This is a genomic window from Nocardia sp. NPDC057455, from assembly GCF_042802775.1.
In the GTDB taxonomy this organism is placed as follows: Bacteria; Actinomycetota; Actinomycetes; order Mycobacteriales; family Mycobacteriaceae; genus Nocardia.
The window spans coordinates 91,867-112,167 of record NZ_JBHVDM010000012.1 but is presented as its reverse complement, the minus strand read 5'-3'; the positions used below and the strand labels follow the sequence as shown (position 1 = coordinate 112,167).

Here is a 20,301-nt window from a genome sequence, read left to right as displayed (position 1 = left end):
GCCTGCTCGGCCCAGAACGCCTCGCGATCGGCCCCGGCCCGCTCGTAGAACCCCGCGTCGGCGTTCGCCTGGGCAGCGAACTCCGCGGTCGGCGGGTAGGCGGTGGTGTTGTCGCGGGCATCGGTGGTTGCGCTGGTCACGCGAGATCTCCTAACGAAAGAGCAAGGGGGACGGGGAATGCCGGGCAGCGGTCAGTGCACCACCGCCTTCTCCGCGCCGACGCCGGTGAGCGAACGCACCTCCATCTCCGCGGCTTTGGCCGGATCCTCGGACCGGCCGCCGACGAAGGTTCCGATGATGCCGAGCCCGAACGCCAACGGAATGGAGACGATGCCCGGGTTGGACAGCGGGAACCAGTCGAAGTCCGATCCGGGGAGCATGGCGGTCTTGCTGCCGGAGACCGCGGGGGAGAACACGATCAGCACGATCGTCGAGATCAGGCCGCCGTACATGCTGAACAGCGCACCGGTGGTGTTGAACCGCCGCCAGAACAGCGAGAACAGGATGGTCGGCAGATTCGCCGACGCCGCGACCGCGAACGCCAGCGCCACCAGGAAGGCGACGTTCTGCCCGTTGGCCAGGATGCCCAGGGCGATGGCCAGCACGCCGATCACCACCGCGGTGATCCGGGAGACCCGGACCTGTTCGCGCTCACCGGCTTTGCCACGCTTGATGACATTGGCGTAGATGTCGTGGGCGAACGAGGCCGACGCCGTGATGGTCAGGCCCGCGACCACCGCGAGGATGGTGGCGAAGGCGACCGCGGAGATCACGCCGAGCAGCACCACGCCGCCGAGTTCGAAGGCCAGCAAGGGCGCCGCCGAGTTCTGCCCGCCCGCGGCCGCGAGGATGCGGTCCGGGCCGACGATCGCCGCCGCGCCGTAACCGAGCACCAGGGTGAACAGGTAGAACGCGCCGATCAGGCCGATCGCCCAGACCACCGAGCGCCGTGCCTCTTTGGCGGTGGGCACGGTGTAGAAGCGCATCAGCACATGCGGCAGGCCCGCGGTGCCGAGCACCAGTGCCAGGCCGAGGGACAGGAAGTTGAGCTTCGAGGTCTCGCTGCCGCCGTACTGCGCGCCGGGAGCGAGCACGTCGCGCGCGGCGACGGCCTTGTTCGCCGAACCGGAGACCGCTTCCTGCGCGGAGCCGAGAATGTCGGAGAAGTTGAAACCGAACTTCGCGAACACCATGACGGTCATCAGCGCCGCACCCACGATCAGCAGCACGGCCTTGATGATCTGCACCCACGTGGTGCCCTTCATGCCGCCGACCAGCACGTAGACGATCATCAGCACGCCCACCACGGCGATCACGACGGACTGCCCGGTCTTGTCGGAGATGTCCAGCAGCAGCGCGACCAGGCCGCCCGCGCCCGCCATCTGTGCGAGCAGGTAGAACAGCGACACGGTGAGCGTGGACAGCGCGGCTGCGGTGCGTACCGGGCCTTCCTTCAGCCGGAAGCTCAGCACGTCGGCCATGGTGAATTTGCCGGTGTTGCGGAGCATTTCGGCGACCAGCAGCAGCGCGACCAGCCAAGCGACCAGGAATCCGATGGAATAGAGGAAACCGTCGTAGCCGTAGACCGCGATGGCGCCGGCGATGCCGAGGAAGCTCGCCGCCGAGAGATAGTCGCCCGCGATGGCGACGCCGTTCTGCGGCCCGGAGAAGCCGCGCCCGCCGGTGAAGTAGTCGGCGGCGGTGGCGTTGTTGCGGCTGGCCCGGATCACCACGATCATCGTGAACACGACGAAGACGCCGAAGATGGCGATATTGGCGACCGGGTTGCCGACCGTCGCCGCGGCGGCGTAGGTGTGCACGGTGTTCATGCGCGGTCTCCCTCGAGGTAGTCGCGGATGGTCGCCGCGCGCGGATCCAGTTCCCGGTTGGCGAACCGGACGTACAGCGCGGTGATGGCGAAGGTGGAGACGAACTGCCCGAAGCCGAGCAGCAATCCGGCGTTGACGTTGCCGAACACGGGGCGGCTCATGAAGTCGTGCGCGTAGGCGCCCAACAGGACATAACCGAGGTACCAGAGCAGGAACAACGCGGTCATCGGAAACACGAAGCGGCGCAAGCGCGTTCGCAGTTCCTGGAATTGGGGGCTCGCCTGCACTTCGGCGAATTCTGCTGCGCTCGGCGCTCGCCGCGGTGCGGTGTCGTCGAGTTCGGTACTGGTCATGTTTGTCCTACCAAGTGACGTGGCTTACTTCTCGAGGACGGTAAGCCAGCCCTGCGGGCCGCCAGTAGGCTGTGGTGTGGGTCACTCCGTGAAGGTGCCCTAATCTGCGCTGAACGGTCGATGTGACGCGACGAACGGTCGGCCCGGAGTCCTCGATCAGTCCGAACGCAGGCTGCGCTCGCGGTCCGCGCCCATGCCGAGCCGCTCCGGCGCGTGCATCCGGACGAAGATGCGGCTCACCGCCCTGGTACCGAGCCCACGGGTGCACTTGCTGACCAGCACCATGGTGGCGAACGCCAACGGCACGCTGATCGCCGCCGGATAGCCGAGCAGCGCCGCGGGCCAGCCGCCCGCCACGTCGTCGGAGAATCCGCCGGTGACCGAGACGGCGGTCGCCGTCCCCGCGGCGAGCCCGCCCGCGACCAGGCCGGCCGCCGCGCCCGCCGCGGTCAGCCCGCGCCACCAGATGCCGAGCACCAGCAGCGGGCACAGTGTGGAGGCGGCCACCGCGAAGGCCAAGCCGACGGTGCGTGACAGGTCCAGCGACACGACGGTCAGCGACAGCGCCAGCGGAACCGAGCCCGCGGCCAGCGCCGCGACACGGAAATCCCGGATCCGCCCGCGCAGCATGTCGGTGCTGAGCACGCCCGCGATGCTCACCAGCAGGCCCGACGAGGTGGACAGGAACGCGGCGATCGCGCCCGCCGCGGCCAGCGCCGCGAGCAGCTGACCCGGCAGCCCGGCGACCACCGAGCCGGGCAGCAGCACCACCGCGGCGTCGGAGGTTCCGGTGATCAGCAGCTGCGGCACGTACAGCCGCGCGAAGACACCCAGCAGGACGGGGAACAGGTAGAAGAGTCCGACCAGGCCGATCACCGCGAGCGCCGTCGCGCGCGCGGCCCGCCCATCGGGGTTGGTGTAGAAGCGCACCAGCACGTGCGGCAGGCCCATGGTGCCGAGGAAGGTCGCGAGGATCAGCGAATAGACCTGGTAGGTCGGATGCGGTCCACCCAAGCCGCCGCCCGGCGCCAGCCAGCCCGCGCCGTCGGCGGGTGCGCCCGCGACCACCGGCACCGCGGCCCCGGCCTCCAGGACCAACCGCGTGCCCGCGGCCAACTCGTGGGTGCCCGGCGCCAGCGGCACCGGGCCGTCGACCGCTCGGTCGTCGAGGGTTCCCGTGATCGAAACCTGCTGCGGCACACCGACCCGCACCACCACGTCGGTGGTCACGTCGACCGTGGTGCGCTCGGACACCGTCGGCGGGGCGGGCGCGCCCAGTTCCCGCTCGTCGGCGAGGAAGTGCCCGAGCAGGACCAGCGCGGGAAGGGCCACCGCGGTCAACTTCAACCAGTACTGGAACGCCTGGACCAGGGTGATCGAGCGCATCCCGCCGCCGACCACGTTGGCGAGCACGATCGCGCCCACCGCCACCGCGCCCACCCAGTCCGGCACCCCGAGCAGGATGTGCAGCGTCAGGCCGGCCCCTTGGAACTGCGGGATCAGATACACCGCGCAGATGAGCACCACGACGGTGGCCGCGAGCCTGCGCAAACGCAGTGAGCCGAGCCGGAATTCGGCGAAGTCGGGCACCGTGTACGCGCCTGAGCGGCGCAGCGGCGCGGCGACGAACAGCAGCAGCGCCAGGTATCCGGCGGTGAAGCCCACCGGGTACCACAGGGCATCCGCGCCGTATTTCGCGATCAACCCGGCCACGCCGAGGAACGAGGCCGCCGAGAGGTATTCGCCGGAGATCGCGGCGGCGTTCCAGCGCGGTCCCACGCTGCGCGAAGCGACGAGGAAGTCGGAAGTGGTGCGCGCGAGCCGCACGCCGTACGCGCCGATCGCGACGGTCGCCAGCGCCGCGAGGACCAACGCGGCCACGGTGAGCGCAGGCGCCGTGCCCGAGATCACGAAGCGGCCCCGGGAGGGTGAAGCGGTGTGGCGGGCGATGTCGATCGCTGCCTTGGCCACCGGCTCCGACCGACTGCCGCTATGCGCGCTTCCCGGCGGAGCGGCCGGGGCGTATCCGTGCTCGTCGAATCGCTTGCCCCCCGTGCGGGGGTGAAGCCGGTAGTCGGCGCTACAGAGGTGGTTCGGGACGAACGCAGCGGTTCGGCGGGTGATGTGGACGTGATCGAATTGTTCGCGGCGGAGGCGGATTGTCGCCAGGGCCGTCGGCTCCGGTCGACTGCGCGAATCCGGGCTGGCCGTAGCGTTGTCGGTCGTATCCTCCGGAGCGACCGGGAGGTATCTGCGCTCATCGAATCGCTCGCCATATGGATGGGGCGTAGGCCGTGCCGCGCGCTGCGGAGGTGCGCCGCACGATCAGTCCTCGGCCAGTTCGAGGAAGTCCTGTTCGTTGCGTTCGGCCAAGTGCACATAGGTGCGGCCGAGCAGGAACAGCAACGGGTACACGGCGCCGCCGAGCAGCAGCCACGGCAACCGGATGCCGAGCACCGTCATCGAGCCGATCGAGCCGGTCCGCAGCAGCACCGGCAGCGCGCACAGCAGCGCGATGCTCACCAGGCCCACGCGCAGCGCCAGCCCGAGTTGCGCGCGGATCAGCCCCCCGATGAGCGCTTCGCCGAACTCGGTCTGCTCGGCGACTTCCACCCTGGTACGCACCCGCCGCGCACCACGTCGCTCGGAGAGCACGACGCGCCTGCGCACCGGACGCTGCGGCGCGGTCACTGATTGCCCCAGTGCTGCCGGGACCGGTGCACCAGCCGGTGCTTCAGCTCGCGCACCTGTCGTCGGCTGACCGGCAGTTCCACCGCCTGCGCGTCGCCCTCGGCCCGCAGGCACACCACGGTCCCGGAGCCCACGCTGCGCAGCCCGGTTACCAGCCGCAGCGCCACCAGATAGGACCGGTGCACCCGGAGGAATCCCGCATCCTGCCAGCGAGCCTCCAGCGCCGACAACGGAATGCGCACCAGGTGCGATCCGGCGCTGGTGTGCAGCCGCGCGTAGTCCCCGTCGGCTTCCACCCAGCTCACGCTCGATCTCGGCACCAGCGTGGTCACCCCGCCCAGTTCCACCGGGATGACCTCGCTCGGGTCGGCGCGCGCGTCGGCGGCCGGTTGCTGCGGTGCGCTCCGCGCGGCGGCGATCCGCCGCACCGCCTCCGCGAGCCGGGCCTCACGCAGCGGCTTGAGCAGATAGTCCACCGCGCCCAGGTCGAACGCCGCGATCGCACGGTCGTCGTGGGCGGTCACGAAGACCACGGCGGGCGCGGCGGCGAACTCCGAGAGGATGCCTGCCAGCTCCATGCCGTCCAGTCCCGGCATGTTGATGTCCAAGAACACCGCGTCGATCGGATGGGCGCGCAGCACCCGCAGCGCGCCGGTGGCGTCGCCGGCCGCGTGGATCTCGCCGATCTCGGCCCGCGCGCGCAGCAGATACACCAGCTCGTCCAGAGCGGGTTTCTCGTCGTCCACGGCGAGCACGCGCAGCGCGCCCGCCGGTTTGCCGGTAACGCGGGTCACAATCGCTCCATCGTAAGGGTCCCGTGTGGGGCCGCCGACCGGGTGCCGTCGGCGTGACGCCCCATCTCATGCCCGGATGCCCGCGCGGAACTTGGGAACGCGCAGGCTGACCTTCGTGCCTGCGCCGGGCGCGGTTTCCACGACCAATCCGTAGTCGTCGCCGAAGGCCGCGCGCAACCGGTCGTCGACGTTGGCCAGCCCGATGTGCGCGGCCGCACCGGAGCCCGCCGGGCCCGTCCCGGTGTCGACGGCGTCCAGCGCGCCGGAGCGTAGGAGATCCGGGTCCATGCCGACGCCGTCGTCCTCGACGCTGATCACGCAGTCGGTGCCCGCGTCGGTGGCGACGATGCTGACGGTGCCGCCGTGCGCGGTGCCCGCCAGCCCGTGCCGCACCGCGTTCTCCACCAGCGGCTGCAGCGCGAGGAAGGGCAGGACCACGCCGAGCACCTCGGGCGCGATCCGCAGCCGGACCTGCAGCGCGTCGCCGAAACGGGCGCGTTCCAGCGCGAGGTACCGCTCGATGTTGCGCAATTCGTCGGACAGCACCGTGAATTCGCCCGCCGCGCGGAAGGAGTACCGGGTGAAGTCGGCGAATTCGAGGATCAGCTCGCGTGCCCGCGCCGGGTCGGTGCGGACGAACGAGGCGATGGTGTTCAGGGCGTTGTAGATGAAATGCGGGCTGATCTGGGCCCGCAGCGCGCGCACCTCGGCGCGGTCCAGCCGCGCGCGCGACGCGTCCAGTTCGGCCAATTCGAGCTGGCCGCAGGCGTACCGCGCCACCTCGGCGACCGCACCCAGCCGCCCCGGCCCCGGCTGGCCGGCGCTCACGACACCCAGCACACCGGCTACGCCGTTGGATTCGATCAGCAGCGGTTGCGCGATCAGCGTGCGTCCCGCGTGTTCGCCCCGGCCCGGTCCGGCGACGAGCACCGGACGCTCGCCCGCGACGGCGCGCGCGGCGGCTTCGCCGAAGTATTCGGCCAGTTCGGCGTGCGGGCCGTCCCAGGCGAGCAACGTGCCCTCGGGATCGGCCAGCGCGAGCGCTTCGGCGCCGGTCAGCGCGCGCAGGTGCGGCGCCGCCTCCCGCGCGGACTGCTCGGTCAACCCGCGCCGCAGCGGGACCGCCGCCAGCGACGCGGTGTGCAACGCCGAATGCACCGCCCGCTCGGCGGGGGTGGTCACGACTCTGCGGGTGCGCGACCAGATCAGCAGCGCACCGGCGACCAACGCCGCCGCGGCCACGACGGCGAGTGCGGTGGTCATGGCGGGCATCGGCGCAGGAAACTCATGCGCCGATTATCGCGTCGGCCCGATCGGGTGTGGCGCGGTGGCGCGAACGTGGGTGCGACTCGGCGCGGGCACGAGACGGTGGCCGCGCGGACGGGCTGGATCCGGTGCACGCGGACCCGTCTCTGTCGGGCGTGGTCGCAGTCCTGTCCGGGCGGGTTTCGACCCGATCGGGTGTGGAGCGAACGCGGGGGTACAACCGGGCACGGGCGCTGACGACAGCCGATCGTGCCAGTGGTCGCGGACGGGCCGAGTCCAGTAAGCGTGGCCCGCGCCACCGCTGGGCGAGGCGCGGGCCGGCCTGTGAAATTTCAGCCCTGGTACTGCGGCACCGTGAACTCGATGGTGCCGGGTTCGGGGAAGTGCGCCGCGCCGATGCTGACCGTCGCGGTGAACTGGCCGATGCCCGGAAGGAACAGTGCGGAGTGGCCGCTGTTGCCCCAGTAACCGGGGCCCTGCGCGACGACCTGGAATGTTCCTTCCTGACCGGTGCCGACGTTGCGGTAGTTCAGGGTGATCGGAAGCGTGCACGGCCCGGCGCCGACCAGCGTCGTGCCCACGGTGAACGCCGCTTGGTTGGGGTAGGCGTTGCCGTTGACCGACATCTCCACCTGACCCACGCACGGCCCCTGGGCCAGGGTGTACACGGTGGCGAATGCGGCGGGGGCGGCCGCGGCGGGCGCGGCCGTGGCGACCAGTGCCGCCATCGCCGTGGCGGGAACGATCAACAGCGCTGTCGTCGAATTCATCGACACCTCCACGATTTCGGGAAAATCTGGTCTGTCGTGCTCACCCGTCCCCGAGTAGCGCCCGGCATCGTCGTGGGGAGGGAAGCAGAGCGTACCGCCGTGTCACGGCCGCCGTTCGGCTGTTCCCGCATTCGGCAAGACCCCGACACTCGCGGAAATCAGCCACTCATACGGCGAGTCCCCAGGACGCGCCGGTGATCTTCCCCACCGACACGCCGCGCGCCCGAGTGGCGTCAGCGCGCCGGTCAAAAGCAGTCGGTGCGCACGCCTAGAATCGGTCCAGCCAACCCCCGTCGAGACCTTGGGAGGAAGGACCGTCTTGGCCGCCTCGTCCGGATCGTTCGTCCATCTGCACAACCACACCGAGTACTCCATGCTCGATGGTGCGGCCAAGATATCGCCACTGTTCACCGAGGCGAAACGGCTGGGGATGAACGCGGTCGGGATGACCGACCACGGCAACATGTACGGCGCCTCGGAGTTCTACAACTCGGCCAAGAAGCACGACGTCAAGCCGATCATCGGCATCGAGGCCTACATCGCGCCCGCCTCCCGGTTCGACACCAAGCGCGTGCAGTGGGGTGATCCGAGCCAGAAGGGCGACGACGTCTCCGGCTCGGGCGCCTACACGCACATGACCATGGTCGCCGAGAACGCGACCGGCCTGCGCAACCTGTTCAAACTCTCCTCGCTGGCCTCCATCGAGGGCCAGCTCGGCAAGTGGGCGCGGATGGACGAGGAGATCATCGCCCAGTACGCCGAGGGCATCATCGCGACGACCGGCTGCCCCTCTGGCGAGGTGCAGACCCGTCTGCGCCTCGGGCACGAGCGCGAGGCGCTGGAAGCCGCCGCCAAGTGGCAGGAGATCTTCGGCAAGGACAATTTCTTCCTCGAGATCATGGACCACGGCCTGTCCATCGAGCGCCGGGTCCGGGAAGGGTTGCTGAACGTCGGCAAGCAGCTGGGCATTCCGGCGCTGGCCACGAACGACTGTCATTACGTCACCAAGGATCAGTCCGCCAACCACGAGGCGCTGCTGTGCGTGCAGACCGGCAAGACGCTGTCGGATCCCACACGGTTCAAGTTCGACGGTGACGGCTACTACCTGAAGTCCGCCGAGGAGATGCGGGCGCTGTGGGACGCCGAAGTGCCCGGCGCGTGCGACAACACGGTGCTGATCGGCGAGCGGGTCCAGTCCTACGACGACGTGTGGGCCTTCAAGGACCGTATGCCGATCTTCCCGGTGCCCGAGGGCGAGGACCAGGATTCCTGGCTGCGCAAAGAGGTCGACCGCGGCCTGGCGCGCCGGTTCCCGGACGGCGTGCCCGACGAGTACTACACCCGCGCCTACTTCGAACTCGACGTCATCAAGCAGAAGGGCTTTCCCGCCTACTTCCTCGTCGTCGGCGACCTCGTCAAGCACGCGCGGGAGGTCGGCATCCGGGTCGGCCCCGGCCGTGGTTCGGCGGCCGGTTCACTGGTGGCCTACGCGCTCGGCATCACCAACATCGATCCGCTGCCGCACGGCCTGCTGTTCGAGCGGTTCCTCAACCCGGAGCGCCCGTCCGCGCCCGATATCGATATCGACTTCGATGATCGCCGTCGCGGTGAGATGGTCCGCTACGCGACCGAGAAATGGGGGACCGACCGGGTCGCCCAGGTGATCACCTTCGGCACGATCAAAACCAAAGCCGCGATCAAGGACTCCGCGCGCGTCCAGTTCGGCCAGCCCGGCTTCGCCATCGCCGACCAGATCTCCAAGGCGCTGCCGCCGCCGATCATGGCCAAGGACATCCCGCTGTCGGGCATCATGGACCCCGATCACGAGCGGTACAAAGAGGCCGCCGAGGTGCGCGAGCTGATCGGCACCAACCCGGACGTGGCCAAGATCTACGAGACCGCGCGCGGGCTCGAGGGCCTGATCCGCAACGCCGGTGTACACGCCTGCGCGGTGATCATGTCCTCCGAGCCGTTGATGGACGCCATCCCGGTGTGGCGACGGCCCCAGGACGGGGCGATCATCACCGGCTGGGATTACCCGTCCTGCGAGGCCATCGGCCTGCTGAAGATGGACTTCCTCGGTCTGCGCAACCTCACCGTCATCGGTGACGCGCTGGACAACATCAAGGCCAACCGCGGCATCGACCTGGACATGGACAACCTGCCGCTGGACGACCCCGCGACCTACGAACTGCTCTCGCGCGGCGACACGCTCGGCGTCTTCCAGCTCGACGGCGGCCCCATGCGCGACCTGCTGCGCCGCATGCAGCCCACCGGCTTCAACGACATCGTCGCCGTGCTCGCGCTGTACCGGCCCGGCCCGATGGGCATGAACGCGCACAACGACTACGCCGACCGCAAGAACGGGCGGCAGCCGATCAAGCCGATCCACCCCGAGCTGGAGGAACCGCTCAAGGAGATCCTCGCCGAGACCTACGGCCTGATCGTCTACCAAGAGCAGATCATGTTCATCGCGCAGAAGGTCGCCTCCTACTCGATGGGCAAGGCCGACGCGCTGCGCAAGGCCATGGGTAAGAAGAAGCTCGAGGTGCTCGAGGCCGAGTACAAGGGCTTCCACGAGGGCATGACCAACAACGGCTTTTCCGAGGCCGCGGTGAAGGCGCTGTGGGACACCATCCTTCCGTTCGCCGGCTACGCGTTCAACAAGTCGCACGCCGCGGGCTACGGCCTCGTCTCGTTCTGGACCGCCTACCTCAAGGCCAACTACCCGGCCGAGTACATGGCGGGCTTGCTCACCTCCGTCGGCGACGACAAGGACAAGGCCGCGGTCTACCTCTCCGACTGCCGCCGTCTCGGCATCACCGTGCTGCCGCCGGATGTCAACGAGTCCGAGCAGAACTTCGCCTCCGTCGGCAAGGACATCCGCTTCGGTCTCGGTGCGGTGCGCAACGTCGGCGCGAACGTCGTCGCCTCGATCATCCAGGCGCGCAAGGAGAAGTCGAAGTTCACCGATTTCTCCGACTACCTGAACAAGATCGACGCGATCGCCGCGAGCAAGAAGGTCACCGAATCGCTGATCAAGGCAGGCGGTTTCGACTCCCTCGGTCATCCGCGCAAGGGCCTGCTGCTGATCCACTCCGATGCCATCGACGCTGTGATGGCCACCAAGAAGGCCGAGGCGATCGGTCAATTCGACCTGTTCGGTGGCCTGGACGCGGACGAGTCGGTGACCTCGGTGTTCAACGTGAAGGTGCCCGACGAGGAGTGGGAGTCCAAGCACCGGCTCGCGCTGGAGCGGGAGATGCTCGGCCTGTACGTCTCCGGGCATCCGCTCAACGGCGTCGAGCACGTGCTCGCGGCGCAGGCCGACACACAGATCCCCGCCATCCTGGAAGGCGACATCAAAGACGGCACCCAGGTGACCGTCGGCGGCATCCTGGCCTCGGTGAACCGGCGCATCAACAAGAACGGCCTGGCCTGGGCCTCGGCGCAGCTGGAAGACCTCACCGGTGGCATCGAGGTGCTGTTCTTCCCGCAGTCGTACTCGGTGTACGGGATGGACGTCGTAGAGGACGCCGTGGTGCTGGTGAAGGCCCGCGTCTCGGTTCGCGACGACCGGATCTCGCTGATCGCCAACGATCTCGCCGTGCCCGACCTGTCCGCGGTCGGCGTCGCCAAGCCGCTCGCGGTCACCGTCACCACCCGGATGTGCACGCCGGACAAGATCGGCGAACTCAAGCGGGTCTTGTCCCGGCACCCCGGCACCTCGGACGTCCATATCCGGCACGTCGGCGCCCGAGAAAAAACCACACTGCTGAAACTCGACGAACGCTTGCGAGTCTCCCCGTCCTCGGCACTGATGGGCGATCTGAAGGCGCTGCTCGGGCCGGGCTGCCTGGCCGGCTGACCATATGTGGTCATCGGCCCGAGCGTGACGCAGCGGCTATCCCTGTTCCCCGACATCGGACAATGCACATCTATGTCGGCCGAGAAGTCGCAGCAGTGCAGGCAGCTGGTTCGGTCCAAGGTCGGCTCGGCTGTGGTACATGGGGCAGATGGCGGTCTAAGAGCTGAGAAAATTGTTGTGCCAGGAGGGTTCTGGCATACGTAGAGTGGTACTTATCGCTTCTGTGGCCGGGGGCCTCGCAGGATCGCATTCCGAAGATTTGGGGGGTTGTCGATGAAAGATTCGTTGCTGTGTAGAGGTTTCCGGCGCGGACGTTCCTACCGGATGATGGTCAGTGTCCTACGGGGTCTGTTCGGTGCCGGCGTCTTGGTGGTCACTACAGCAGGTGTTGCTGCTGCGGCGCAGCCAGGTTCTGAACTGGTCTTTCTATCGCCGGAGCAGTATCAGGCCCGCTGGGGGAAGCCCGCGCCGGCCGCCGCCGATGTCGTGGCTGAAGCGGGTTCGGGATCTGTGACGGTGGTGCGCAGCCCGATGCGCCGGCAGCAGGGCGACGGGTGGGCGATTATCAAATGGGACGAACGCGATCTGCGCGGGGTGAGTGCCCCGGTCCGGGAAGGGAATAATTTCCTCGGCTACGCCCACTACGCATCCGAACACAATCTGACCTCGCGCGTGCCCATTCATGCGGCCTTCCAGACCCACCGCCCGGACAAGGAGTTCGGTGCGCGGGTTGAATACACCAGCTTGGCGGTGGACAACAGGGGTGGCGTTCGGCTGACGGTGCGGGTGATCGTGCAGGCTGCCGGCGCGACCGATGATCGGGCTCACAAGGTCACGGATGGCAAGAACATCGGGGTGATCACCGCATATTGTGAAGGCACGAACGTGTGTCCCGGTTGGGTGAACACGATCCGCTGACCCAGGAGGTAATTCGGTGCCCGACGCAGACGCCGATGGCCGGTTCGATCTGCTGCTGTGCCGCACGATTCCGCTCGTCCTCGCACCGGCCGGTGTTGCGGCCCAGCCCCGGGTACGTGGGGTGGTACGCGCCGGTTCCGGGCACGCCCGGATCGTGCTGTCGCCCGACGCGACGATGGGCCCCGGGATTGCGGTCGATTACGAACTGACCTCGGGTGCAGGGCACATGCTCGATGTCACCGGTGCGGTCGACCATGCGCGGTTCACCGTCGCGCCCGCCGTCACGCACCTGCTGGCAGCTCACCGGGACCAGCCGCGTGACAGTCACGGCAATACTGTTCTCGCCGCGAACGATGTCGGGTTCGACTACGCGGGCTCGGTCGATTCCGGTGACCAGCGCCTGTTCAGTCTGTTCAGCTTGCTGATCGGCGGTGGCCTGCCGTGGTTCGCCGACGACTACAGCTTCGCCGGATTCCTCTACACCGAGGCCGATACCTGCCGCATCTATATCCGTGTGACCCGCACCGACCACACCTACGGCGTCGATCTGGCCGTCAGCGGGACCGACGGGCGCCCGACCGGCTACTCCTACCTCGCCCAAGAGCTGGCGTCGCTCGCCCGTAGCGGCGATCTCGCGCGCCGACCGGTCCTCGACGACACCGACGACTACTGCAATACCGTCGTGGATCTACGTGCCTGGATGGGCCCGGCCGGGTCCGGTGTCGCCACCGGGATCTGACCGCAGTTCAGCTCGCCCACATTTTCTGCTATTCGGCGATGCGTGGACCGCGCACCACCCATCCTGGGTAACGTCCCGATGAAGCCGGTGAGTTTACGGGCGGTTCGGCGCTGACGGGAATCAGCCCACAGGTGGGCCGGCCTGCCCGGCAGGCTGACTGGGGGTCAGGAATCGAGCCATCGCTCGATCTGCTCGAGATTCGGGGCGGAGACGACGACGCCACCGTCTTCGGCATCCACCAGCTTCCAGTCGTGCGGTGAAACCGGAGCGCGCACCAGGCAGTAGCCCGCCCGGGTTGCGCGGTCGGTGAGGTCTCGGAGCCGTTCCGCGCGGCGGTCCGGTCTGACTCCCTCGGATCGATTCACAGGCAATTCCTCCAGGGGTGGTGTTGTCGTGTGGAATCGGGCGTGATGCGCCCGGCGGTGACCAGCGCGGTGAACGCGGCGCGCTTGCGGGCGCAGTCGTGGTCGCGGTGAGACTGCATCGCGTGGTGTGCCTCGGCGATGGTCAACGGTTGGGCAGGGGTGGCGCAGGTCCACACTTCCGGCCATTGGATCGAGCGCGAGTGGCGCTGCGTGTGAGCCGGCTCGCGCCGAGGGGAGGGGCGGTGCGGCCGGTCGGTCGGCCACACGCACCCGACGGCGAGCAACGCCGCCCCGCACCCGGCGAAGACCGCCGCGATGCTCGATAACATGATGCACATCCCCACGCCCACTTACCGCTGGCAGCCGAAGCCCGGATCGGCGCGCAGGTCCTCCGCGAGCTTGCGCAGACCATCGAGCACCTGCTGGAAAGTTCGAGGTTCCGGCATGCTGTCGGCGGACATCGCGAGACCGGTGTGATCGGTCGGGAAGTCGATGCCACGCTGGTGCGCGCGTTGGCGTGGACTCGTCTTCTGCGGCACGATCCGGCCGTGTCGCACGAGGGTGTGAAAGGCGACCGCCTTCCACGCGCACCGATCGATCCGGCATTCCAGGTGCCGTCGCATCTGCCGATGCGCCAGCTCGACCTCGGCGAAACCGCGAATCCCTGGCAGCGCAGCAAAAGCCTCACCACCCCCGCCATGACGCAACATATTTCGAATTCCTCCATCGCCCACCTGGGCCGGTGATGTCGAGTGGCACATGGCTGCGGCATTTCGCGAGAAGGCTCTCCACCATGTGCCGTTGATCTTGAAGTGTGTGGCGGATGCCTTTGCCGCCAGCGTTTTTCGGCCGCTTGGGGTGATTTCGTAGCGGCCTCTTCGGGCTCTGGTCACGGTGAGTTTGCGGGTGAGGAGGTTCGGCAGAGCTTGGCGGGGCTTTCGCTCGGTGCGGCTGGCCGACAGCTTGATCTGATGTTCGGTGAGGATCTCTCCGTAGCTCGGCGTCCGCAGGATTCGGACTTGTGCGACGGAGAGGGTTCCATGTTGTCGGGTCACGCGGCTATGGTGCTGCACGCGCACAGCATCCTGACGGCAAAAACGGACGGTCGGATGAAGTCGGCTATCCACCCAGAGCCCGGACCGGTCCACACGTAGTCCGACGTCCGAAACGGACCGGCACCCTGGCCGCCGGTGGTGAGCCACCTATCGGTGCCCGCCGCATCACCGAGGCCATTGCCACCGAAGCTGCCGGATATCCCCGAGCGCGAGCCGGTGCACGCCCCGGCACCCCCATCCAACGGGGGACACGGGACATCGCCGCGGAGTTACGCGGGCTACTCGCGATCGCCGAGGCATGGCGACACATCCGCGGCCGGACGAAGTCGCTGTCGGTCTCGAACCACCCGAGGTGATGCGGTGGTCGTGCCACTCGCCACAACGGCGGCCCCGCAACCGATCTGCGTGATGTCGGGCCGGGGACGCCGGCTTGTGTGAGGAGCTACCCGACGTCGGACAGTACCGGGGCAGGTGCCTCGACCGATGCTCGCGCCACCCCCTTGCGATGCAGGGCGTGGCTGCACGCGACCACGGCGAGGGCGGCCAGGCCGAGGGCTACGCCGATCCAAGCCACCGCGTCGTAGCCGAGGCCCGCGCTGATGGCCAGGCCGCCGAGCCAGGGGCCTGCGGTGATGCCCACGTTGAACGAGGAGATGTTGGTGGCTCCCGCCAGGGTGGGCGCGTCGCCCGCGAGGGCGAAGACGCGGCTGTTCAGGGTGGGGTTGATGCCGAAGCCGAACGCGCCCAGCAGGAACGACAGCAGTACGACGGGCACGGTGTGTTCCATCGTGACGGCGAGCAGCGCCGAGGTGAGCACGCCACCGGTGATGCCGACGTACAGGCTGGTGAGCGGGCGATCGTCGGCGGTGCGCCCACCGATGACGATGCCGAGGAACGCGCCGAGCCCGTAGATGCCGAGTACCACCGGGATCCAGCCGTCCGCCACGCCGGTGGCGCGCGACAGCAGGGCGCCGAGGTAGGCGAAGGTGACCATCAGTGCGGCGATGGACAGTGCGGTGGTGGCGTAGGACAGCCACAGCGCGGGACGCATCATCGTGCGCAGTTCGGTGCGCAGTCGCAGCGGCGCGTCGGTCCGTCCGCCGGGGATCTTCGCCAGCACGCCGATCCCGGCCGCCGCCGACAGCAGCGCGACGGCCCAGAACGCCGCCCGCCAGCCCAGCTGTTGTCCGATCACGGTGCCCGCAGGAAGCCCGAAGATGATGGCCAAGGTGAGCCCGCCCGCGACGATGCTCATCGCCTTGCCGCGCGCGGTGGCAGGCACGAGGCTGATCGCCGTGGTCGCGGCCACCGCCCAGAATCCGGCGTAGACGAACGCGCCGACCACCCGCGTCGCGAACAGCACCCAGTAGTCCGAGGTGAGCGCTCCGACGACGTGCGTGCCGACGAACACCGCGAGAAAGGCCAGCAGGGCGGTGCGTCGCGACCAGCGCAGCGTCGCCACCGCCAGCACCGGCGCGCCCACCAGCATGCCCAGGGCGAACCCCGAGATGAGCAGCCCCGCGCGCGGCACGGAGACGCCCAGGTCCCCGGCCATCTCGGTGAGCAGGCCCGCGAGCATCAGCTCCGAGGTGCCCTGGGCGAAGATCGACAGACCCAGGACATAGATCGCCACGGGCATCGGTACCTCCTTTGTTTTGTACTGATCTATCCAAAATTGCGGCGCGGCACAGCCGTCGCCGGGGCGAAAGGTGTCAGAGGGCGTCGAGGGCGGTGGTCGCGATGGCGGCCAGCGTCTCGCGGTCCGCGCCGCCTCGCGCGGCCACCCGCATGCCGCTGATCGTGGCGATCACGAAGTGGGCCAGCGCGCGCGGGTCCTTGTCCGTGGCGATCTCGCCCGCGCGCCGGGCGCTTTCGAAGACATCGGTGAGCGCGGCGAGTCGCCGTTGGTGATCGGCTGCGAGAACGGCGGCCAGTTCTGGATCGCGCGGAGCGAGTTCGATCATCGAATTGACGACGAGGCAGCCGAGTGGATCCTCGTCGGAGGCCTCGACGATCTGCCACAGCAGGGCGTGGATCTTGGCGCGCACCTCGGTTCGGCGGTCGAGCAGGTCGAACGTCGCGGCGTTCTTCGTCGTCATGTAGCGGCGCAGGGCGCGGTCGAAGAGCTCGCGCTTGCTGGTGAACGTGTTGTAGATGCTGCTGCGGCCGAGTCCGGTCGCGACACAGAGGTCTTCGGTGGAGGTCGCCTCGTATCCCGTGCGCCAGAAGGCGTGCATCGCCGCGTCCACCGCGCGGTCCTCGTCGAACAATCTCGGTCGTGGCATGGGGTCACGCTAGCACAGTTTTGAACAGATCGTTCCAATATGGTTGGAGCGGGCTGCGGACCTGAGGTGTTCGGAGATCCAAGCGGGCGTTAAGCATCCGATAGGCGGGTTCGCACACAGTTCTGGGCAAGTCGTCCACTCCAGGAAACGAGGATCATCATGCAAGCCATCCTGCGCACTCTGCGCCTGCTCGTGCTCGGCGCCACCCTGTTCGTGCCCGCGTTCGCCGTCACGACGGTCGGGGCAGGCGCGGCGAACGCGGGGTCGGTCTACGCGATCGAGTTCGCGCCGGGAAGCGATCACACATCGGTCGACGGCGCGGTCATCCGCGGCGACGCCGACACCTACGCGTTCGAGGCGCGGGCCGGGCAGAGCTTGACCCTCGAGCTCACCTCCGTCGAGGGCAATGCGCGGTTCACCACCAGCGGCCCGGACGGACGCGTCTTGTGCGCGGAGGAGACCTGGAGCCGGATCACGTTGCCGAAGAGTGGCTACTACACCATTTCGGTGGAGCCGAGCCGTGGCAACGCGACCTACACCTTGTCGGTGCGCATCGTCTGATCGTCAGGGCGAGACCGCGACACCGAGCGTCTGGGCGACCAGGAAGCGGGGAGCGTGCTCCCCGTAGAACGACTCGGCGTCGCGGATCTCGAAACCGGCGTCTGCTACCAGGCCGCGAATGTCGCGGTTGAGGTGGCAGCCGCCGAACAGTCGTTTCTGCACCGGGTTCAACCGGTGCTGCCACACACGTACCTTCTCGTCCGGCGCCAGCCCGTGTTCGACGAAATGCAGGGTCCCGCCGGGGATGAGCACCCGGCGGACCTCGGCGAGCGCGGCGGCGATGTCGGGGATGGTGCACATGGTCCAGGTCGATAGCGCGCAGTCGAAGCTGTCGTCCGGGAAGGGCAGCGCCTGCCCGTCCAGACCGGCCCGCTCGATCGGCACGGTGGCGGCGGTGACGCGGTCGCTCGCCAGCCGCCAGCCCAGATCGGCGGGCTCGACCGCTCGCACCGACGCGACCGTCGCCGGGTAGAACGGCACGTTCAATCCCGAACCGAAACCGACTTCCACGACCTGCCCGTGCAGATCGGCGCAGGCCCGCTCGCGCAGCGGATCCAGGTCCCGCATCCCGCAGGCCAGGTTGACGATCCGGGGAACCACATGTTCCGCATAGACACCCACACCTCCACTCTTGCAGGCATCGCGCGTCTGGGCCAGGGTCCTACGCCCACACCCCGGTGGGCGCCCGCGCCCGGCCCGGTCACCGTGGTTGCGCGGACCGAGTGAAGCGACTTCAGTCGGTTGGCAGGCGAGCCGGGACCGCACATGCCGCTGTGGTCGAGTGCGGGGGGTGCGCACGCGGCTGCGGTCGGGTCGGTGGCCGTGCGCGCTGTTGTGCCGAGGGTCGGTGTTCGTGGTGCTGTGCGGTGTTGTGCCTGGGTCGGTGTTGGTGTTGATGCGCGCCGTCGTGGTCAGGCCGGTGCTCGTATCCGGTGGCTGTGCGCGCCGCTGCGCCCGAGGCCGGTGTCCGTATCCGGCGGGCCGGGCGTGTCCGTGCGATGCTGGCGCGGTGACTAGGTTCGAGGTGTGGGCGCCGCGGCCGGAGGCGGTGCGACTGGATCTGGAGGGTGTCGTCCACTCGATGACTCGGTCGCCGGACGGGTGGTGGCGCACCGACGTTCCGGCCGGGAGCGGGGCCAGATACGGCTTCCTGCTCGACGACGACCCGACCGTGCTACCCGATCCCCGCTCGCCGCGCCAGCCCGACGGGGTGCACGCCCGTTCGGCGCTGCACACCCTCGATCCGGCGGGGTGGACCGATGTGGACTGGACCGGGCGGCCGCACGCCGGGGCGGTCTACTACGAACTGCACATCGGAACGTTCACCTCCGAAGGCACCTTCGACGCCGCGATCGACCGGCTGGACCATCTCGTCGGGTTGGGCGTCACCGTGGTCGAAGTGATGCCGGTGAACGCCTTCGACGGCGCGCACAACTGGGGCTACGACGGCGTGCTCTGGTACGCGGTGCAGGAGAGCTACGGCGGGCCCGACGGTCTGCAACGGTTCGTGAACGCCTGCCATATCCGGGGGCTGGCGGTCTGCCTGGACGTCGTCTACAACCATCTCGGTCCGTCCGGCAACTACCTGCCGCGCTTCGCGCCGTATCTGACCGAGGGCCGCAACACCTGGGGGCAGAGCCTCAACCTCGACGGCCCGCAGTCCGATCAGGTGCGCGGATACATCCTCGACGCCGCGGTGCGCTGGCTGCGCGATTTCCACATCGACGCGCTGCGCCTGGACGCGGTGCACGCCCTCGTCGACCGCACGGCCACGCACCTGCTGGCCGAGTTGTCGGTGGCCGTCGAGCGGCTCGCCACCCACGTGCGCAGGCCGCTGACGCTGATCGCGGAGAGCGATCTCAACGATCCGAAGCTGATCACCCCGCGCGCGGCCGGTGGCTACGGCCTGACCGCGCAGTGGAACGACGACCTGCACCACGCCGTGCACACCGCCGTCTCCGGTGAGCGACAGGGCTATTACGCCGACTTCGGCTCGCTGCGCTGCCTCGCCCGCACTCTGAAACACGGGTTCTTCCACGCGGCAACGTATTCCAGCTTCCGCGGCCGCACACACGGCAGGCCGATCGATCGCGGCCTGATCCCGGGCAGTGCCCTGCTGGCCTACACCTGCGACCACGATCAGATCGGCAACCGGGCGCTCGGTGATCGCCCTAGCTCCTACTTGACCGACGGCCAGCTCGCGATCAAAGCGGCCCTCGTCCTGTGCGGCCCGTTCACGCCGATGCTGTTCATGGGGGAGGAGTGGGGGGCGCGCACGCCGTTCCAGTTCTTCACCTCGCACACCGACCCAGAGGTCGCCGCCGCCACCGCATCCGGGCGCAAGAAGGAGTTCGCCGCACACGGCTGGCCCGCGGGCGAGGTGCCCGACCCGCAGGACGTGAAGACGTTCTTGCGCTCCAAGCTCGACTGGACCGAAGCCGACGAGCCGGAGCACGCACGGCTGCTGTCCTGCTACCGCGCCCTGCTCGCCCTGCGCCGCGACCGGCCGGAGCTCAGTGACCCCTGGCTGACCCACGTTTCGGTGGACTACGACGAGGCCGCGCGATGGATCGTCGTGCGCCGGGGCACGCTGGCCCTGATGTGCAACCTCGGGGAGGACCAGGTCGCGATCCCGATCGCGGGCCTCCCGCTGCTGTCCTGGGAATCCCCGACGATCGGCCCTTCCGCCACAACCGTTCCCGGTCACTCCTTCACCCTGCTGGAAACCGCGCTGCCCGGCCCGCGCCGATAGCGTGGAATCCCAGCTCCGGGCCGCCTTTCGGGCGGTTTCGGGATCACGGGCGGGC

General features: G+C 68.7%; 18 protein-coding genes. 5 read left to right on the top strand and 13 right to left on the bottom strand.

Annotation, left to right across the window (positions count from 1 at the left end):
- Nucleotides 1-191: 191 nt before the first annotated feature.
- The 7 genes from ACFU5M_RS07585 to ACFU5M_RS07555 form a co-directional block, all read right to left on the bottom strand.
- A complete protein-coding gene (locus ACFU5M_RS07585) occupies nt 192-1,829 on the bottom strand; it encodes a cation acetate symporter (RefSeq protein WP_379045383.1) in 1,638 nt (545 codons plus the stop codon).
- A complete protein-coding gene (locus tag ACFU5M_RS07580; protein ID WP_379045380.1) occupies nt 1,826-2,182 on the bottom strand; it encodes a DUF485 domain-containing protein in 357 nt (118 codons plus the stop codon). Before ACFU5M_RS07580 ends, ACFU5M_RS07585 begins: the two co-directional genes overlap by 4 nt.
- A gap of 156 nt (nt 2,183-2,338) precedes the next feature.
- Nucleotides 2,339-4,093 carry a cation acetate symporter gene (locus ACFU5M_RS07575; protein WP_379045407.1) on the bottom strand — a complete coding sequence of 585 codons (1,755 nt, stop codon included), beginning with the start codon at nt 4,091-4,093 and terminating at the stop codon, nt 2,339-2,341.
- A gap of 414 nt (nt 4,094-4,507) precedes the next feature.
- A complete protein-coding gene (locus ACFU5M_RS07570) occupies nt 4,508-4,873 on the bottom strand; it encodes a hypothetical protein (protein WP_379045377.1) in 366 nt (121 codons plus the stop codon).
- Complete coding sequence (locus tag ACFU5M_RS07565; protein WP_379045374.1) at nt 4,870-5,667, bottom strand: LytR/AlgR family response regulator transcription factor; 798 nt, start codon at nt 5,665-5,667, stop codon at nt 4,870-4,872. Before ACFU5M_RS07565 ends, ACFU5M_RS07570 begins: the two co-directional genes overlap by 4 nt.
- 66 nt (nt 5,668-5,733) lie before the next feature.
- The gene (locus ACFU5M_RS07560; protein WP_379045371.1) at nt 5,734-6,939 is read right to left on the bottom strand and encodes a sensor histidine kinase; all 1,206 of its coding nucleotides are present in this window, start codon (nt 6,937-6,939) and stop codon (nt 5,734-5,736) included.
- 326 nt (nt 6,940-7,265) lie between these two features.
- Nucleotides 7,266-7,703, bottom strand: coding sequence for a hypothetical protein (locus ACFU5M_RS07555; protein WP_379045368.1), 438 nt, complete (start codon nt 7,701-7,703; stop codon nt 7,266-7,268).
- 319 nt (nt 7,704-8,022) lie between these two features.
- Here ACFU5M_RS07555 and dnaE point away from each other — a divergent pair, with 319 nt between their 5' ends.
- The 3 genes from dnaE (at nt 8,023) to ACFU5M_RS07540 (ending at nt 13,228) form a co-directional block, all read left to right on the top strand.
- Nucleotides 8,023-11,571, top strand: coding sequence for a DNA polymerase III subunit alpha (dnaE, locus tag ACFU5M_RS07550; protein WP_379045365.1), 3,549 nt, complete (start codon nt 8,023-8,025; stop codon nt 11,569-11,571).
- 273 nt (nt 11,572-11,844) lie between these two features.
- On the top strand, nt 11,845-12,489 hold the full coding sequence (locus tag ACFU5M_RS07545) for a hypothetical protein (RefSeq protein WP_379045362.1): 645 nt from the start codon (nt 11,845-11,847) through the stop codon (nt 12,487-12,489).
- 16 nt (nt 12,490-12,505) lie between these two features.
- Nucleotides 12,506-13,228 carry a hypothetical protein gene (locus ACFU5M_RS07540; RefSeq protein ID WP_379045359.1) on the top strand — a complete coding sequence of 241 codons (723 nt, stop codon included), beginning with the start codon at nt 12,506-12,508 and terminating at the stop codon, nt 13,226-13,228.
- 164 nt (nt 13,229-13,392) lie between these two features.
- Here the strand turns inward: ACFU5M_RS07540 and ACFU5M_RS07535 are convergent, their stop codons facing one another.
- The 5 genes from ACFU5M_RS07535 to ACFU5M_RS07515 all read right to left on the bottom strand — a co-directional run bounded on the left by ACFU5M_RS07535 (nt 13,393) and on the right by ACFU5M_RS07515 (nt 16,933).
- Nucleotides 13,393-13,593 carry a hypothetical protein gene (locus tag ACFU5M_RS07535; RefSeq protein ID WP_379045356.1) on the bottom strand — a complete coding sequence of 67 codons (201 nt, stop codon included), beginning with the start codon at nt 13,591-13,593 and terminating at the stop codon, nt 13,393-13,395.
- Nucleotides 13,590-13,922: a hypothetical protein gene (locus ACFU5M_RS07530; protein WP_379045353.1), complete on the bottom strand. Its 333-nt coding sequence runs from the start codon at nt 13,920-13,922 to the stop codon at nt 13,590-13,592. Before ACFU5M_RS07530 ends, ACFU5M_RS07535 begins: the two co-directional genes overlap by 4 nt.
- Nucleotides 13,923-13,943: 21 nt before the next feature.
- Nucleotides 13,944-14,648, bottom strand: coding sequence for a hypothetical protein (locus ACFU5M_RS07525; protein WP_379045351.1), 705 nt, complete (start codon nt 14,646-14,648; stop codon nt 13,944-13,946).
- A gap of 442 nt (nt 14,649-15,090) precedes the next feature.
- Nucleotides 15,091-16,287: a Cmx/CmrA family chloramphenicol efflux MFS transporter gene (locus ACFU5M_RS07520; protein WP_379045348.1), complete on the bottom strand. Its 1,197-nt coding sequence runs from the start codon at nt 16,285-16,287 to the stop codon at nt 15,091-15,093.
- Between the two features lie 73 nt (nt 16,288-16,360).
- The gene (locus ACFU5M_RS07515; protein WP_379045345.1) at nt 16,361-16,933 is read right to left on the bottom strand and encodes a TetR/AcrR family transcriptional regulator; all 573 of its coding nucleotides are present in this window, start codon (nt 16,931-16,933) and stop codon (nt 16,361-16,363) included.
- A gap of 159 nt (nt 16,934-17,092) precedes the next feature.
- Here ACFU5M_RS07515 and ACFU5M_RS07510 point away from each other — a divergent pair, with 159 nt between their 5' ends.
- On the top strand, nt 17,093-17,494 hold the full coding sequence (locus ACFU5M_RS07510) for a PPC domain-containing protein (protein WP_379045342.1): 402 nt from the start codon (nt 17,093-17,095) through the stop codon (nt 17,492-17,494).
- A gap of 3 nt (nt 17,495-17,497) precedes the next feature.
- On the opposite strand, the gene ACFU5M_RS07505 is transcribed toward ACFU5M_RS07510, so the two are convergent.
- Entirely contained in the window at nt 17,498-18,115 is a 618-nt protein-coding gene (locus tag ACFU5M_RS07505; protein WP_379045339.1) for a class I SAM-dependent methyltransferase, read from the bottom strand.
- 388 nt (nt 18,116-18,503) lie between these two features.
- Between ACFU5M_RS07505 and treZ the strand changes: the two genes are divergently transcribed.
- The gene (treZ, locus tag ACFU5M_RS07500; RefSeq protein WP_379045336.1) at nt 18,504-20,246 is read left to right on the top strand and encodes a malto-oligosyltrehalose trehalohydrolase; all 1,743 of its coding nucleotides are present in this window, start codon (nt 18,504-18,506) and stop codon (nt 20,244-20,246) included.
- Nucleotides 20,247-20,301: the final 55 nt, after the last annotated feature.